This window comes from Mesorhizobium sp. B2-4-18 (assembly GCF_006441385.1).
Lineage (GTDB): Bacteria > Pseudomonadota > Alphaproteobacteria > Rhizobiales > Rhizobiaceae > Mesorhizobium > Mesorhizobium australicum.
The window spans coordinates 81,618-95,383 of sequence record NZ_VFUW01000012.1 but is presented as its reverse complement, the minus strand read 5'-3'; the positions used below and the strand labels follow the sequence as shown (position 1 = coordinate 95,383).

The window sequence follows — 13,766 nt, the reverse complement described above, 5'->3', positions numbered from 1 at the left end:
AGGTTGCGCGAAGCGCGGAGGGTTCGGCTTTGCTCGGCCTCGCCAGGATCCGCATTGGTTCTGTTTCGAGCACCGAGATGATGGGGAGGCTATCTCTGAAGGAGGAAACCATGGCAGATAGACCACCATATATGCCCACAGGAATTGGCATCGGCATGCTGAGGGACGACGAAACGAAGATCGGCGTCCTGATTTTCGAGACGGCGGAAGGCAATTTCGACTTCGCAGTCAACTTGCAGGCGGTCGACGTCATTCGGAAGGCGCTCAGCAAAATCGAGACGCACCTCACGAACGGCAAAATCTCGGACGTGGATTAGCCGGTGAAACTATTTTATGCCCCTGACGTTCTTGCCGTCTCAGGTAGGTGGGCAGGTGGTACTTGGCAGGATTTAGGAAGTTCGGGTGTCGGCAATGTCTCGGCGCCGGCAAGGTTTTTCAAGCGCAAAGTGGCTGAGCTCAAACGGCACGTGTTGCCCGACGGGAGTGCACCGAACCGGCTGCAAAGGGTCTACGATCAGATGCCCTATGTGTCGTGGCAGCGGCCTCCAAAGCCCGGAACCTAGACGTCAAACAGATCAGTAGGCCCGCGACCGATCTCATCAATGATGTCGGGCGTGTTGTTGCGCGGAGATCCGACCTTGCTGTCGATCGGCCACATCTTCATTAGATCGGACGGAAAGGGCTTCATCAGCTCGCGAGGGTCCTGCTCCGGCCCAAGCCAGCGCATGTACTCGGCCGGCGCCAGGATCACCGGCATGCGGTCGTGGATGGTCGCCATCAGATCGTTGGGCTCGCAGGTGGCGATGGCAAAGGTCCGCACAAGTTCGCCCGTAAGCTTGTCGGCATACTCTTCCCATATGCCGGCCATGGCGAAGGGGTCATCAGACTTCATAGCGATAGCATAGGGCTGCTTCTTCTTCCCCGACGCGTCGAGCTTCTGCCATTCGAAATAGCCGTCGACGGGCACCAAGCAGCGGCGCGTATTGTAAGCCTTGCGGAACAAGCCATTACTGGCAATGGTCTCGCAGCGGGCGTTGACCGGCGGCGGGCGGCCGTCACCTTCCCGAGCCCATCCCGGGGCCAGGCCCCAGCGCGCCGACACAAAGCCGGCCATGCTGGTCGACAGCTCTTCACGGATGATGATCGGGTAGGTCAGGCTCGGAGCACCGTTCCAGAGAGGAAAGCTGTTGCCAAGCCGTTCGACCTCGCCAGGATGGGCGAATTCGAAGCGGCGAACCATGTCGGGGATTGTAGTCTTTACGAAAACTCGTCCGCACATGCACCAGAGATAGGGACCCGAAAAGCAATAGTCTACTTCGGGACCGCTATTCGATCGCGCCACCCTCATGATTGCTGACAGCCTCCGCTATTACGGCGAAGACGCTGTCGACCTCCTCATCTATCTCACGCGGCCGGATACCAGCCTTGATCGCGTCGGCCATGGCCTGATCGGCAAGATGAGCGATCAGGCCCGGATCGACGGAAGCATGTTCGGGTATATTTTCGCTCATCCAGCGATAGAGGAAATCCACGCCGCGTGTGCTCATTCGGCGATAAGTGCGATGGGTGCCCCTAAGTTCCCGGCTGGCACGCGTTGGCTATTGCTTATCCCGGAAATCGAGCAGCTTGGCGTAACGTAGCTTCTCCTCGCCCTTCAGGAACTTCACGCGGCCGACGAGGCCCGGCCTTAGCCATTCGGCCTTTTCCTTCGTGAGACCTTTCGGCGGCGGCGCGCCGATCTTACTCACGACACGGTCATTCGTACGGATGACGCATTTCCTGGTTCGTCGGCTAAGATTACTATCGGACGGCTCCCCTCAGTCTGGATTAAAAGATGATCTTGGAGCTATTTGGGCCCTCCGGCGCTGGTAAGACCACCTTGGCGTCCGAGTTGGCACGCGATCTGCGAGGTCAGGGCCAGCCCGTTCTTTTGCAGATCGCTGACCGTGCACACCCGGTTAGAAGAGCCGCCTTTAAACTGGTTTCTGGCGTTCATTCAAAGTGGATTGGACAGCATTCTCTCGGAGAACTGTTTGAGATTCTCCCACCCAAGAACGAGATGTGGGCAGCTCGTCTGAACTGGCATCTTGAGGCTCTTTTGCAAGCTTGGCGCGCCGCAATGGCGTCTAATCAAAAGATCTCAATTTTTGACCAAGGTATGGTTCAATTCGTATCCTCACTGGCTTTGTTCAGCGACATCACGGATCGTGAAAGAGTGTCGCGTGCTCTCGAACTTCTGCCCAAACCGGACCTTCTTGTCCGATTGCGGGCGCCAAGGCGAATTCTAGAGGTGCGGTTGAGGGAACGCCGGCGTACTCTCGGGATCATTCAGAAGTTCCTCGATCTTGATCTGCAGAGCAGTCTTGATCAAATCCACCACATTAATCTTGTCGAGGAAGAACTTAAATCGTTCCCGGTACCCACTATTTGTGTCGAGAGCTTGGATTCAGACGGCCTCAGAGCCGCCACCCGAGTAATAACGCTTCGATTAACAAGATTGCGCGGCGCGGCCGATATTCAAACGGGCTTGGTATCAACGAAGACAGATCGCCGACCAGAGCAAGATGTTGCGGATTAGAACGGCCAACGCCATCCACGGCGCACCTCCTTTAGCAATTAGCTAAAATAGTTTAGCAAGGCCAAGTGTTTGAAGGCCGCATGACGAAGCTATCTGGGTCCTCTGTAAATAACTACTCATGTGGTATGATTCGCTGCATGGACAAGAAGGCGAAGCACAGAGGAAAGCAGGCTATCATTGCACTCCGATGACGAGTGCAAACAGAAGCCGCTTACTATGCCCGCAAGTGCGGCATTACCCCGGAAGAAGCGGCCAAGATGATTCGGGAAGCCCACGCCCCAAAGCCCACCATCCTCTCTAGAGGACGTTGAGGCCATTATCCGTTGACGAAACTGAAGTGAACGTGCGCAATAAGCCCGGCCTTGCCGATATTAAGCGGAAAAAGCCCACCGGCCTGAGCCAGCGGGCGGTGAAAGGCAGATGTTTCGGTTATTCGATCGATCAGAGCGAGCGGCAAAGCCTCATCCGCATCAAAGAAACTCAGGAACTCATCGAGCAGAACCGCGGCTGAGAAAGAGGTCCCGCCAAATGCTTGCGCACGCGTCCGCCGCGCTTGGCAGCATTTAGGATCCCATACCCCGTCCGCATGGTGTCGGGCGTGTAGATGACGCCGACGCTCCCTGTCGATCAGTGACTCAAGCGTCCAGTTGTTACGCATCAAAGCACGATGTCCCTATTTTTCCGGAAAATCCTTGAGCGAGGCGTGACGTAGCTTCTCCTCGCCCTTCAGGAACCTCACGCGGCCGACCAGACCGGGCTTCAGCCATTCCGCCTTGTCGCTCTTAAGACCCTTCGGAACAGGTCCGCCGACCTTGCCCCTTCTCAGTATAGCACTTGATCTTGCGCCAGTTCATCGTCGTCCCGCTGCGATATTTGCTGTCCTTGCGCTTTGAAACCATGCCCTCCAGGCCGGCTTGGTTGACAAGGTGATAGACGGCATCGCCGGTCCCAAGCATTGCTTCGCTGAACTGGATGCGGCCACCGGTCGGGATCAACGCCTGAAGGATGTCGCGGCGGATTTCCTCTGGCATTTCGCGCAAATCACGGCCATTGAGGTGCAGGAGATCGAACGCCACGAGATACAGATCGCGAGACGGCTTGCGGCTGGTGATGGCTGATTGCAGTGCATGGAAGTCAGACAGCCCAGCTTCATTGATGGTGATCGCCTCACCGTCGATGATGAAATCCTTCGCTTCGATCGCCGCTGCTTCGCCGGCAAGCTGGATATAGCGACCTGTCCAATCGTAGCCATTCTTGGTGATCAGCCGAATCCCGTCGTCGTCCTTTGTGACTTGGGTCCGGTACCCATCGAACTTGATCTCGTGGAGCCATTCGGCGCCCTGTGGCGGGGTGTCGACCAGTTCGGGCTCCATTGGCTTAATGAACTTCAGACGCATCAACTCACTCACGCAAACCGTCGATTCAATAAGCTTTAGCTAAAATGGTTCCGGAACATTTAGCATGACCGGATGTTGCAGCCCGCATGACGAAGCTATCCGACCTTGGCCCTCGATTCCCGGCAAACTGTATGGGCGGGAAGAAATTGAAGAGCAACTTCACTTCTACAACTGCCCTGAATGTGGCCAGCGGGTCGACCAGCGCGATCTGCGGCAAATCTTGTGGCATGAGCGGCCCGGGTCATGAACCGCTGGAGCTGGAGACCGAGGTGATAGAATTTCCAAAGCGGAAATAACAAAGCTCGCCGGCCGGAGCCAGCGGGCGGTAAGTTCCGCTCAGAGTCGCAGAGCGCGGCCCACGTTAATGTATATTCAAGTTCTCTAATTTAACGTTTGTGAATGCGCTTCTCGGTTTTGCTTTTTTGCTGGGCAGCATTCTTCGGTTGGGACTTCGCCGCCAACGAAGGCGAATTCACCGTTGCCCTTGGTATGCGAGTTGCCCACCTAATCCACGTCATATCGGGATTGCTATAAAGCTGTGGCCCGTGTCCTGTTTCGTTCACAGTCTACGGGACGATAGCGCCTGACTTGGTGCCGAGCCGGTCGAGCAGCTTGCGGGATTCATCGATTATGCGGCGCGTCTCTGCGATGTCTGAGCGCAAATCCGCAACATGTGCCACCGCCCGTTGCTGATAGAGGCGAGCGCTCACGGTGAAATAATCGTCAGGCTCCCAAGGCTCCATCGTTATCGGGTCTGTTTTCGAATTAGCTCGAACGTGACCTTCACCACAAAAATAATTGGTTCGCTCGAACCATCATGCACATGCAAGGCGACCTCTCGGAAGGTGCCGTCCGGCATTTTGTCCCTGGCTATCGCTAGGAGTGCCGTTGCCGCCTCGTCTTCAGCGGATTCCAGGCTCGGAAGGTCAATTCCTTCAGTGTTCGGGTAGGCGGTTCCGTTATCGGTTAGATCGAAGTAGTAGCGCGCCATCGACGGCGAACGTGAAGGTTCGACGTTTGTTCCTCATCTGGGACTATTGCGTACGGTCTGGTACAAAAAGAAGCGCGCGGGCCTCGATGGAATTTTTTGAGCGGTCGCTTCGTGGTGGACGATCGCATCAAGGACCGCCTCATACGCTGCCGGTGTCTTCCTCGATCTCAGTGCTACTGATGCCGACCGTTTTGGCATCAGCGAAAAGCTTTTGTGTCAGCTCGGCAACTGAGATGACATCCGCACCGACTGTCTTCGGAACGTTGGACCGGATCCACTGGTCAAGGAAGTTTGTGCCGCGCGTACTCATGCAGCGATAAAGCTCCCAGGGAACGTTAGGTTCGGCTAATTGACAGCCCGAGGCGATCATCGTCACGGTGGAGAAGCTGACCAACTAGACGAACCACCAAATGGCAGCCAGCACAATTGCTGCAGCGATGAGACCGGCCAGTAGATCCAGTCGGGGAAGTAGAATGCTGCGGCGCGCCGCTTTGCGGGCTGCTGCTGGCGCATACGCACTGTAAAGACGCTGGCCATCTTCGGCGAAGCGGTCGCTGTTCGGGTAAGCTTTCTTAGGCTTTGGCCGTGGTCGAAGTATCCTCATGAGGACAATGATAAACCAGATGCAGGACGCCCGCCAGCCTACGCTGAAGCGGAAGACGCCGCTCGTCGACGAGCCGACGTAGGCGGGGCAAAAGTAATAACTGGGTATATTTGGTGTGCTTCTCATCTTAGGCGTCGAACGCGTTTACCCAAAATATTCGTAGACCCTTGCACGCTAACCACTTTGGGAGAAGCTGTCCTTTGGCCTTGGGAGGGCCAGGGGATGAAAATCAAATCAATAATGGCACTTGGTGCCATTGCAGTGCTATGCGGCTGCCAGACGAGTAATCAAGCTGACTATATGCAGATCGGCTACGGGCCGAGTTTCGACGTCGCCCATGCTCAGTGCGAACTGCAAAAGGGTTCGGCCGATCACGGCTATATTGCGATCGGATCGCCGGGCTGTGTCGCGGGTGCCGGAATAGGCAACGCTCTTGGCAACTTGGCCGCCGAAGATCAGTACATGAAGAACTGTCTGATCATCAATGGGTGGAAGCGCGCGCCTCACGGTCAGGGAGCTGCAGCAGCGGCGGCAGCCGTCGCGAGTGGCGCGCCACCGACACCATACAGGATAGCCCGCGCGCCTGGCAGCTGGATCGACACGGCATTGCTGGATTGGTCGGATGCGAACAACAAGTGCGTCGCCGGCGACAAGGCTGCCTGTGCGACCCGCGCAAATCCTCGGCGCGAAGCTCAGGGCGGCCGGCATCAACCCGTCACCGGTCTGAGGGCGCCGCCAATGCGCCTGCAGTGTGACTCTGGCGGCCGGCGAAGCCAACCACGCCAACACCCTCACTCAGACTGTGGACCCGTTTAATCCAAACAGCCAGAACACACACATCGAGGGCGATGGGCAGCGTTCGGCCGCTGTCGTGGCTCAATATCGCGGTCCGCCGGTGATGGGCGTGGCGGGTGCCACCGTAGGATCTGGCGGCGGCGGTAATGGATACAGTGGAAACTACCCAACGCCGGATCAAATTGCCGCCAATGACAAGCGGTGCGGTGGTCGGGCAGCGAGCGAACGGCCAGGAGGAGCATTGGGTCCATGAAGGGTGCGGCATCCGCATTGATCGCTTCTGCCGGTCGGGATCGCGGGCATGGCCGGTTGCCGAGTCCAAGCTCAAAATCATATCCCCGGCAACCGGACCGCCTACATCAATTGCTTTGGGCCGCAAGCAGTAAGTCCGCTTTTGGTGAGGAGAAAACGATAGCGGACCTTTTAACTTTGTTGGGTGACCCCGGGGCATCGTTCTGCTTCATCCATTTTTTGGCTATGAACTGCCCCACCTGGGCAATGACCGCGAAACCGACGGGTTGCATTGCACGCTGCCCCAAGGGGCCAAGCATGCTCGCAATCAAAGTAGTACTAGAGTACGCTCTCAAGCCAAGCTTTTGCCCTTGGAGGTGGGACACCAGCGTATGGAGCGACGGCTCACCGCAATCCTTGCTGCCGATGTGGTTGGCTACAGCCGCCTCATGGGCGAGGACGAGGTCGGGACGCTGGAGCGGTTGAAAAGCTGCCGTCGCGAACTGGTCGACCCCGCGATCCAGGAATTCCACGGTCGCATTATCAAGCTCATGGGCGACGGGGCGCTGGTCGAGTTCGCCAGCGTCGTCGATGCCGTCCAGTGTGCTGCCGCGATTCAGCGCCGGATGGCCGATCGCAACAAAGGCACCGCTGATGCCCGGCAGATCCGGTTTCGCATCGGCGTCAATCTCGGCGACGTCATCGTCGAGGAAAATGACATCTACGGCGATGGCGTCAACATCGCCGCGCGCCTTGAAGCGATGGCCGAGCCAGGCGGAGTCTGCATCTCCGGAACCGCGTTCGATCATGCCTTCCACAAGGTTGATGTCGGCTTTGCCAGCCTTGGCGAGCAGCGGCTCAAGAACATCGCCGATCCGGTTCGCGCCTATCGGCTGCTGCTCGATCCCGCAGCCTCGGGCAAGGTCGTGGCCACACCACACCGGCAAGGCCCACGCTTCATAATCCTGGCGAGCGTGGCCGCCTTGGCGATTGCCGCGATTGCCGGCATTTTTGCCTGGCAGAAATTCTCGGTGCCATCGCGGCCATCGGTTGCCGTGCTGCCGTTTGCAAACCTTGGCGGTGATCCAGGCCAGGACTATTTCGTTGACGGCATCACCGAAGATCTGATCACCGATCTCACCAAGCTTTCCGGTCTCGACGTCATCGCGCGCAACTCGGTGTTCGGCTACAAGGACAAGCCTCCGGCGCTGACTGCCCTCGCGCGCGACCTTGGGGTCCGCTTCGTCGTCACGGGCAGCGTCCGCCGTACCGGCGAGCAGATTCGCCTCAATGCCCAGCTCATCGATATGGCAACGGGTGACAATCTATGGGCCAACCGATTCGACCGTGGCATGGACGGCGTGTTTGCCGTCCAGGACGAGATGAGCGGCGAGATCGCCAAGGCGCTTGGCATCCGGGCTTCGGCAGCGGAGAGCGAACGAATGGCGCGCCCGCCGACGGAAAACCTCGAAGCCTATGACTTCTATCTTCGGGCCGAGCAGACAGCACGGACCGGTCGGCGCAACGGGCTGCGGGAGGCGCTTACGCTCTACGACAAGGCGGAGGAGCTCGACCCCGCTTTCGCAGAAGCTTTCGCGGCTGATGCAAGCACAACAGTCTATATCTGGCGCGAGTCGTTCAACGACATCATGCAGAGCGCGCCCGCGCGCAAGCGCGCCTATGAGAGGGCAAGCCGCGCGCTGCAACTCGACCCAGGCCTTTCGTCGCCTTATGCGATTCTTGGCATCATGCAGGTGGTGGATCGCCGCTACGAGGAAGCCGTCGCTTCGGCCGAACGAGCCGTCGCACTCGGCCCCGGCGATGCGGAGACGCAAATAGCTCTAGGATACGTGCAACTGTTCGCCGGCAATCATGCCGAAGCAGCCGCAGCGGTCGAGACCGCGCTCAGGCTCGATCCCAACCTTTCACCCATCAACCGGCAAATTGCCGGTTTGGTCTTTCTCATTCAAGGTAGCAACGACAAGGCGATCGAGGCGCTCGAACGCACCCACGACGATGCGCCGTCAGTCGGAGATTTCACGGTCACGCTTGGTGCCGCTTACGCCCGCGCCGGCCGCCTGCAGGATGCGAGGGCGGCGATCACGGACGGACTAGGTGCCATGTCGATACCGGGGTCCGATTCATTGTCCGCAATCCGGCTCAACGGGGCCCAATACCGTAACCCCCAGGATTTGGCTCTCATCATCGACGCGCTGCGGCAGGCGGGCTTGCCCGAATGGCCGTTCGGCTTCACCGGCGACGAACACAACCGCTTGAAGGGCGATGAGATCGCCTCGCTGGTGCTGGGCCATACGTTGCAAGGTCAGCTTGAACCCGGTCTCCAACCAGCCTTCCTCCAGATCGGGAGCGACGGCAAGGCAGCCTTCCGCTCGACGACGCGGCTGGTCACCGAGACCATCCGTGTCGATGGCGACCTTTTGTGCGAGTTGAGCGAGAATATGTTCGGGCGCCCCGACTGCGGACCTGTGTATAAACACCGCGACAATGCCAGCAAAGGATATTCCTATGCCAATACAAGTAAGGTATTTCACTTTACGGTGGTTCGGTAGGCGAACCTGGTCTCAGTGATACTTGTCGAGCTCCATAGCGGACGTTTTACCTCTAAGGTCCGATGTCGTGAGCTGACCCGAACCGGTTATTCCAACCGCATTCGGCGTCTCCAACGAAGACACTGGGCCAAGCCGCCGCTGTTCGCCCCAAGCAGACATCGACGAGTAACCCCGGCATCCTCTGGAAAGCGGCTGCGTACGCTCGCGTCCGACGCGGGACTGGAATAGGCTGCAGCAAAGCCGCGTAATCGACCGGGAGGGCGCAGGCAGGTATGGAGCGACGGCTCACCGCAATCCTTGCTGCCGATGTGGTTGGCTACAGCCGCCTCATGGGCGAGGACGAGGTCGGAACGCTGGAGCGGTTGAAAAGCTGCCGTCGCGAACTGGTCGACCCCGCGATCCAGGAATTCCACGGTCGCATTATCAAGCTCATGGGCGACGGGGCGCTGGTCGAGTTCGCCAGCGTCGTCGATGCCGTCCAGTGTGCTGCCGCGATTCAGCGCCGGATGGCCGATCGCAACAAAGGCACCGCTGATGCCCGGCAGATCCGGTTTCGCATCGGCGTCAATCTCGGCGACGTCATCGTCGAGGAAAATGACATCTACGGCGATGGCGTCAACATCGCCGCGCGCCTTGAAGCGATGGCCGAGCCAGGCGGAGTCTGCATCTCCGGAACCGCGTTCGATCATGCCTTCCACAAGGTTGATGTCGGCTTTGCCAGCCTTGGCGAGCAGCGGCTCAAGAACATCGCCGATCCGGTTCGCGCCTATCGGCTGCTGCTCGATCCCGCGGCCGCAGGGAAAATCAAGCAGGCAGTTCACCGGCCGATATCCCCCCGGGCGATCGGGATTGCAGGAATCGCGGTCCTGTTTGTCGTGCTCCTTGCAGGGTTGTTTGCGTGGCAATCGAGGACATCTTCCCGGGCCGACCGACCATCGGTCGCCGTAGTGCCGTTTACAAACCTTGGGGGTGATCCGAGCCAGGACTATTTTGTAGACGGCATCACCGAGGATTTGATCACCGACCTTACCAAGCTTTCCGGTCTCGATGTCATCGCGCGCAACTCGGTGTTCGCCTACAAGAACAAGCCTGCGGTGCTGGCGGACGTCGCGCGCGATCTTGGCGTCCGCTTTGTCGTCACGGGGAGCGTCCGCCGCACCGGCGAGCAGATCCGTCTCAACGCCCAGCTCATCGATACGGCAACGGGTGACAATCTGTGGGCCAACCGGTTCGACCGCGGCATGGCCGGCGTGTTTGCCGTCCAGGAAGAGATAAGCGGGGAGATCGCCAAAGCGCTCGGCATCCGGGCTTCGGCAGCGGAGAGCGAGCGCATGGCGCGCCCGCCGACGAACAATCTCGAGGCCTACGACTACTATCTCCAAGCCGAGACGGCGTCACGCAGCGGCCTGCTGGCCGGTCTGCGGAAGGCGCTTGCGCTTTATGAAAAGGCGGAGGGGCTCGACACCGCCTTCGCGGAAGCCTTTGCGGCCGACGCGCGCACGACAGTCTATATCTGGCGCGAGGCCTTCAACGACATCATGCAGAGCGCGCCCGCGCGCAAGCGAGCCTACGAGAAGGCGAGCCGGGCTTTGGAACTCGAACCGGACCTTTCATCGCCCTATGCCATTCTCGGTATCATGCAGGTCGTGAATCGCCGCTACGACGATGCGATTGCCTCTGCCAGGAAGGCTGTTTCAATCGGTCCGGGCGATGCAGAGGCGCAAGCAGCCCTTGGATATGTTCAGTTATGCGCCGGCAATTATGCCGAGGCAGCCGCAGCGGTCGAGATAGCGCTCAGGCTCGACCCCGACCTCTCCGCTATCAACAGGGAGACTGCCGGGCTGGTTTTTCTTCTCCAGGGGAATGTCGATAAAGCGATCGAGGCTCTCGAACGCACCCGCGACAATGCGTCCACGGTTGGCAACTTTCGCTTTACACTCGCTGCGGCGTATGTCCACGGCGGCCGTCTACCGGATGCGAAAGCCGAAATCGCAGCTGGGCTCCACCTCGTAGCAGGGTCCAGCTATGTGGACTCTTTGGCTGGATGGCAGATGACTCATGCACATTTCCGGAACCCGCAGGACCTGGCGATCCTCGTCAACGCACTGCGGCAGGCAGGCCTACCCCAATGGCGCTATGGCTTTACCCCGGACGAGCACGACCGATTGAAGGGTGCTGAGATCGCTTCCCTCGTCATTGGCCATACATTGCAAGGCCAGATCGAACCCGGTCTCCAACCGGCCTTCCTTCAAATCGGGAGCGACGGCAAGGCGGCCTTCCGAACGACGACGCGGCTGGTCACCGAGACCGTCTACGTCGATCGCGATTTCTTGTGCGAGCATAGCGAGAACCTGTTCGGACGCCCCGACTGCGGTCCCGTCTACAGGCGCAATGACGCAGCCGGCAAAGGCTACTCCTATGCCAATACAAGCAAGGTGTTTCACTTCACGGTGGTCCGGTAGGCGAACCTGGAGCATTTCACCGTTTCACGGAGACGGCGAACGCTCCATCTTTATCACGAAATTCCGGACGAAAAACCGATCACACTTTTCCTGGATTGCTCTAGGCTCAGTGATACTTGTCGAGCTCCAGATTGGCCGCGACCTGCGGCCAGTTGGCATCGGCCTGCGGTATGTTTTCAGCTGCGTGCGCGGCGAAATCATCCGCATTGCCGACGTCGTAGATCAGGTAGAGCTTGCCGTCGATAATCTTGAATGCTTCCGGATCGACATTGATCGTGACCCCACCGCCCACGACTTCGCCAGCACAGTAGCCGCCATATTGAGGAGCGTACTTGACCGGTTCGCTCATGAACATTTCCTGGTGTTTCTTGCTGGCGAAATGCCAGGGTGTCCCTAACCATTCATAGGTGAACTCTTCGGAGCCCTTCACGGCCTTGCCGTCGGTGAAGTAAGCGACTGTGTCGTAGCCCATGATCGCCACACCGCCGAAATAGCCGGTGTTTACCGAATCGTCGGCCCGGGCCGATCCCGCGCCGGCGACCGCAGCTACCGCGACCAGGGCAGCCGCCCCCAGATTCCGAACCAGTCGTAACTTGATCATCGTGCTCATCTGCATCCTCCGTCAGTCGTGGATTTCGGCGCACTTGGCCGCGTTCGCCTCGCCAAGGACCTTGGCTTGGCAGGTAGCGCCATGGCGTTTGAACAGTCGTAAGATATCCGTATTGCCCTTCCAGAATGCGCGCGTTATCGGCATGTAACCATGAGCCTCGGGATGGTTCACATCGGCACCTTTCGCGATAAGGAATTCGGCCAGTTCTAGGTGGTTTTCCTCGCCGGCCACCAACAACGGCGTAGCGCCCGCCTTGTTGGCGGCATCGTCGAGCACCGCGCCTATCTGCAGCAGCATCTTGGCGATCGGCAGGCTGCCCGAGAAGGCCGCCGCATGAAGCGGGGTAAAGCCGCCCGAATTACGCGCCATGACATCGGCGCCCTTGCCCACCAGGAATTCGGCGATTTCGGGCTGGTTGTTGAGCGCGGCAGCGATGAGGAGAGTTGCCTGGTCGCGTGCCCGGCTGTCGATATCGGCACCGCCTGCCAGGGCTTGCTCCACGGCGCCCTTGTCGCCAGCGGCGATGGAGTCGAACAACGGCTCACCTGCGGCTGCAGTTGTAGCCGCTAATACCAGCATTCCAAGTGCCAGCAGTCCGCGCATGTCGCAGGAGTAGCATATATTAGCCTGGAATCATACAAGCGGTTTGGGCTCACCGGGAGGATGCCGACGTGCGATCCAGCCGGGCGTAGCGAACGCGGCCCAGGTGGAAGAGGCGCAGGGCTAATGGCTTCGACTAGGGCCTCAGTTCTGGTTTTGACTTGAAAATCCGACTACCGGTGCTGGGCGGCCTCACACAAACGTGTCTAGTTCCTCGATTGGACGGCCGGCAACCGCTAACGTAGCCGTTCACTGGGATGTCCGCTTTCCGGATGCGGCTATGGTCTGCTCAATGAAAAACATTGGTCGCATTGCGGTCGAAGGTCGATGACTCGGTGAAAGGAGGCTTTCGCGGCCTCGCAGCCCGAAACCTGGGAGCCCGTTTCCCACCCCCAGCCCGAACTAGCAGCACAACAATACCGTCCCGCGAAGAGGTCATCCGCCGTACACGAATGACCCCTACGGCGTCAGATTTCAGTTCGTTCTGCTAAGAGCAAAGCGTCTTCGATATCGACGCCCAAATACCGCACTGTATTCTCGATCTTGGTATGCCCGAGCACGATCTGAATGGCGCGCAGGTTGGCCGTCGCCTTGTCGATCATAGCAGAGAATGCGTGCCATAATCCGATGCTCGAAATGGCAGTGAAATTATGGATGCAAATCACGCCTGCCAGAACGGCTTTTGGAGTTCCGCCTCGACGCCAGCCAGGGTGAGACCGACGTCGTCGATCCGCTGAGGCCCATCTCCCGCCAGTCGCTTCAGCTCCTCGCGATAGTACATGCGCTCGCGCCAGACCGCGACCAGCCCGCGCAGGGCGATGAGTCTCGCCCAGACCGATGCCGGTCCAGTCGTCCACGTCGGCTGTTCGCTCCAGAGAGACTGGTAGAACCTTGAGGTAAGAGAAAGCTGCGTGCTCATTTGGCTCGT

The 13,766-nt window shown here is 59.0% G+C and carries 14 protein-coding genes and 2 pseudogenes; 6 read left to right on the top strand and 10 right to left on the bottom strand.

The window, feature by feature from the left end:
• Window positions 1-29 precede the first annotated feature (29 nt).
• On the top strand, window positions 30-317 hold the full coding sequence (locus tag FJ527_RS25040) for a hypothetical protein (protein ID WP_246677803.1): 288 nt from the start codon (window positions 30-32) through the stop codon (window positions 315-317).
• Between the two features lie 242 nt (window positions 318-559).
• On the opposite strand, the gene FJ527_RS25035 is transcribed toward FJ527_RS25040, so the two are convergent.
• The 3 genes from FJ527_RS25035 to FJ527_RS29430 are packed head-to-tail and all read right to left on the bottom strand — an operon-like array spanning window position 560 to window position 1,748.
• A complete protein-coding gene (locus FJ527_RS25035) occupies window positions 560-1,279 on the bottom strand; it encodes an SOS response-associated peptidase (RefSeq protein WP_140620251.1) in 720 nt (239 codons plus the stop codon).
• Between the two features lie 46 nt (window positions 1,280-1,325).
• A complete protein-coding gene (locus FJ527_RS25030) occupies window positions 1,326-1,547 on the bottom strand; it encodes a DUF768 domain-containing protein (protein WP_140620249.1) in 222 nt (73 codons plus the stop codon).
• A 51-nt stretch (window positions 1,548-1,598) separates the two neighbouring features.
• Complete coding sequence (locus tag FJ527_RS29430) at window positions 1,599-1,748, bottom strand: hypothetical protein (RefSeq protein WP_181166477.1); 150 nt, start codon at window positions 1,746-1,748, stop codon at window positions 1,599-1,601.
• A gap of 143 nt (window positions 1,749-1,891) precedes the next feature.
• Here FJ527_RS29430 and FJ527_RS25025 point away from each other — a divergent pair, with 143 nt between their 5' ends.
• Window positions 1,892-2,578 (top strand): hypothetical protein, encoded by a 687-nt coding sequence (locus tag FJ527_RS25025; RefSeq protein WP_246677794.1) that lies wholly within the window; start codon window positions 1,892-1,894, stop codon window positions 2,576-2,578.
• Window positions 2,579-2,921: 343 nt separating this feature from the next.
• Window positions 2,922-3,089, top strand: a complete 168-nt coding sequence (locus FJ527_RS29425) for a hypothetical protein (RefSeq protein WP_181166476.1) — start codon at window positions 2,922-2,924, stop codon at window positions 3,087-3,089.
• A gap of 162 nt (window positions 3,090-3,251) precedes the next feature.
• Here the strand turns inward: FJ527_RS29425 and FJ527_RS25015 are convergent.
• The 3 genes and pseudogenes from FJ527_RS25015 to FJ527_RS25000 all read right to left on the bottom strand — a co-directional run bounded on the left by FJ527_RS25015 (window position 3,252) and on the right by FJ527_RS25000 (window position 5,276).
• Window positions 3,252-3,975, bottom strand: a pseudogene (locus FJ527_RS25015) (RNA ligase family protein).
• 745 nt (window positions 3,976-4,720) lie between these two features.
• Window positions 4,721-4,966: a hypothetical protein gene (locus tag FJ527_RS25005; RefSeq protein ID WP_140620245.1), complete on the bottom strand. Its 246-nt coding sequence runs from the start codon at window positions 4,964-4,966 to the stop codon at window positions 4,721-4,723.
• A gap of 33 nt (window positions 4,967-4,999) precedes the next feature.
• A pseudogene (locus FJ527_RS25000) lies at window positions 5,000-5,276 on the bottom strand (hypothetical protein).
• Between the two features lie 516 nt (window positions 5,277-5,792).
• On the opposite strand from FJ527_RS25000, the gene FJ527_RS29420 reads away from it, so the two are divergent.
• From FJ527_RS29420 to FJ527_RS24985, 3 genes are all read left to right on the top strand, one after another.
• The gene (locus tag FJ527_RS29420; protein WP_181166475.1) at window positions 5,793-6,386 is read left to right on the top strand and encodes a hypothetical protein; all 594 of its coding nucleotides are present in this window, start codon (window positions 5,793-5,795) and stop codon (window positions 6,384-6,386) included.
• Window positions 6,387-6,988: 602 nt separating this feature from the next.
• A complete protein-coding gene (locus FJ527_RS24990; protein WP_140620243.1) occupies window positions 6,989-9,166 on the top strand; it encodes an adenylate/guanylate cyclase domain-containing protein in 2,178 nt (725 codons plus the stop codon).
• A 272-nt stretch (window positions 9,167-9,438) separates the two neighbouring features.
• Window positions 9,439-11,628 (top strand): adenylate/guanylate cyclase domain-containing protein, encoded by a 2,190-nt coding sequence (locus tag FJ527_RS24985; RefSeq protein ID WP_140620241.1) that lies wholly within the window; start codon window positions 9,439-9,441, stop codon window positions 11,626-11,628.
• Between the two features lie 106 nt (window positions 11,629-11,734).
• Here FJ527_RS24985 and FJ527_RS24980 read toward each other — a convergent pair whose 3' ends face one another.
• From FJ527_RS24980 to FJ527_RS24970, 4 genes are all read right to left on the bottom strand, one after another.
• Window positions 11,735-12,238, bottom strand: coding sequence for a YHS domain-containing (seleno)protein (locus FJ527_RS24980; protein WP_181166474.1), 504 nt, complete (start codon window positions 12,236-12,238; stop codon window positions 11,735-11,737).
• Between the two features lie 12 nt (window positions 12,239-12,250).
• Complete coding sequence (locus FJ527_RS24975; protein ID WP_140620240.1) at window positions 12,251-12,841, bottom strand: ankyrin repeat domain-containing protein; 591 nt, start codon at window positions 12,839-12,841, stop codon at window positions 12,251-12,253.
• A 464-nt stretch (window positions 12,842-13,305) separates the two neighbouring features.
• Window positions 13,306-13,440 (bottom strand): hypothetical protein, encoded by a 135-nt coding sequence (locus tag FJ527_RS29880; protein ID WP_263492600.1) that lies wholly within the window; start codon window positions 13,438-13,440, stop codon window positions 13,306-13,308.
• A gap of 59 nt (window positions 13,441-13,499) precedes the next feature.
• Window positions 13,500-13,757, bottom strand: coding sequence for a hypothetical protein (locus FJ527_RS24970; RefSeq protein WP_140620238.1), 258 nt, complete (start codon window positions 13,755-13,757; stop codon window positions 13,500-13,502).
• Window positions 13,758-13,766: the final 9 nt, after the last annotated feature.

Coding starts and splice junctions, on each gene's coding strand:
- FJ527_RS25035 (WP_140620251.1), bottom strand. CDS start 1,279: ATGTGCGGACGAGTTTTCGTAAAGACTACAATCCCCGACATGGTTCGC.
- FJ527_RS25030 (WP_140620249.1), bottom strand. CDS start 1,547: ATGAGCACACGCGGCGTGGATTTCCTCTATCGCTGGATGAGCGAAAAT.
- FJ527_RS25005 (WP_140620245.1), bottom strand. CDS start 4,966: ATGGCGCGCTACTACTTCGATCTAACCGATAACGGAACCGCCTACCCG.
- FJ527_RS29420 (WP_181166475.1), top strand. CDS start 5,793: ATGAAAATCAAATCAATAATGGCACTTGGTGCCATTGCAGTGCTATGC.
- FJ527_RS24990 (WP_140620243.1), top strand. CDS start 6,989: ATGGAGCGACGGCTCACCGCAATCCTTGCTGCCGATGTGGTTGGCTAC.
- FJ527_RS24985 (WP_140620241.1), top strand. CDS start 9,439: ATGGAGCGACGGCTCACCGCAATCCTTGCTGCCGATGTGGTTGGCTAC.
- FJ527_RS24980 (WP_181166474.1), bottom strand. CDS start 12,238: ATGAGCACGATGATCAAGTTACGACTGGTTCGGAATCTGGGGGCGGCT.
- FJ527_RS24975 (WP_140620240.1), bottom strand. CDS start 12,841: ATGCGCGGACTGCTGGCACTTGGAATGCTGGTATTAGCGGCTACAACT.
- FJ527_RS29880 (WP_263492600.1), bottom strand. CDS start 13,440: ATGATCGACAAGGCGACGGCCAACCTGCGCGCCATTCAGATCGTGCTC.
- FJ527_RS24970 (WP_140620238.1), bottom strand. CDS start 13,757: ATGAGCACGCAGCTTTCTCTTACCTCAAGGTTCTACCAGTCTCTCTGG.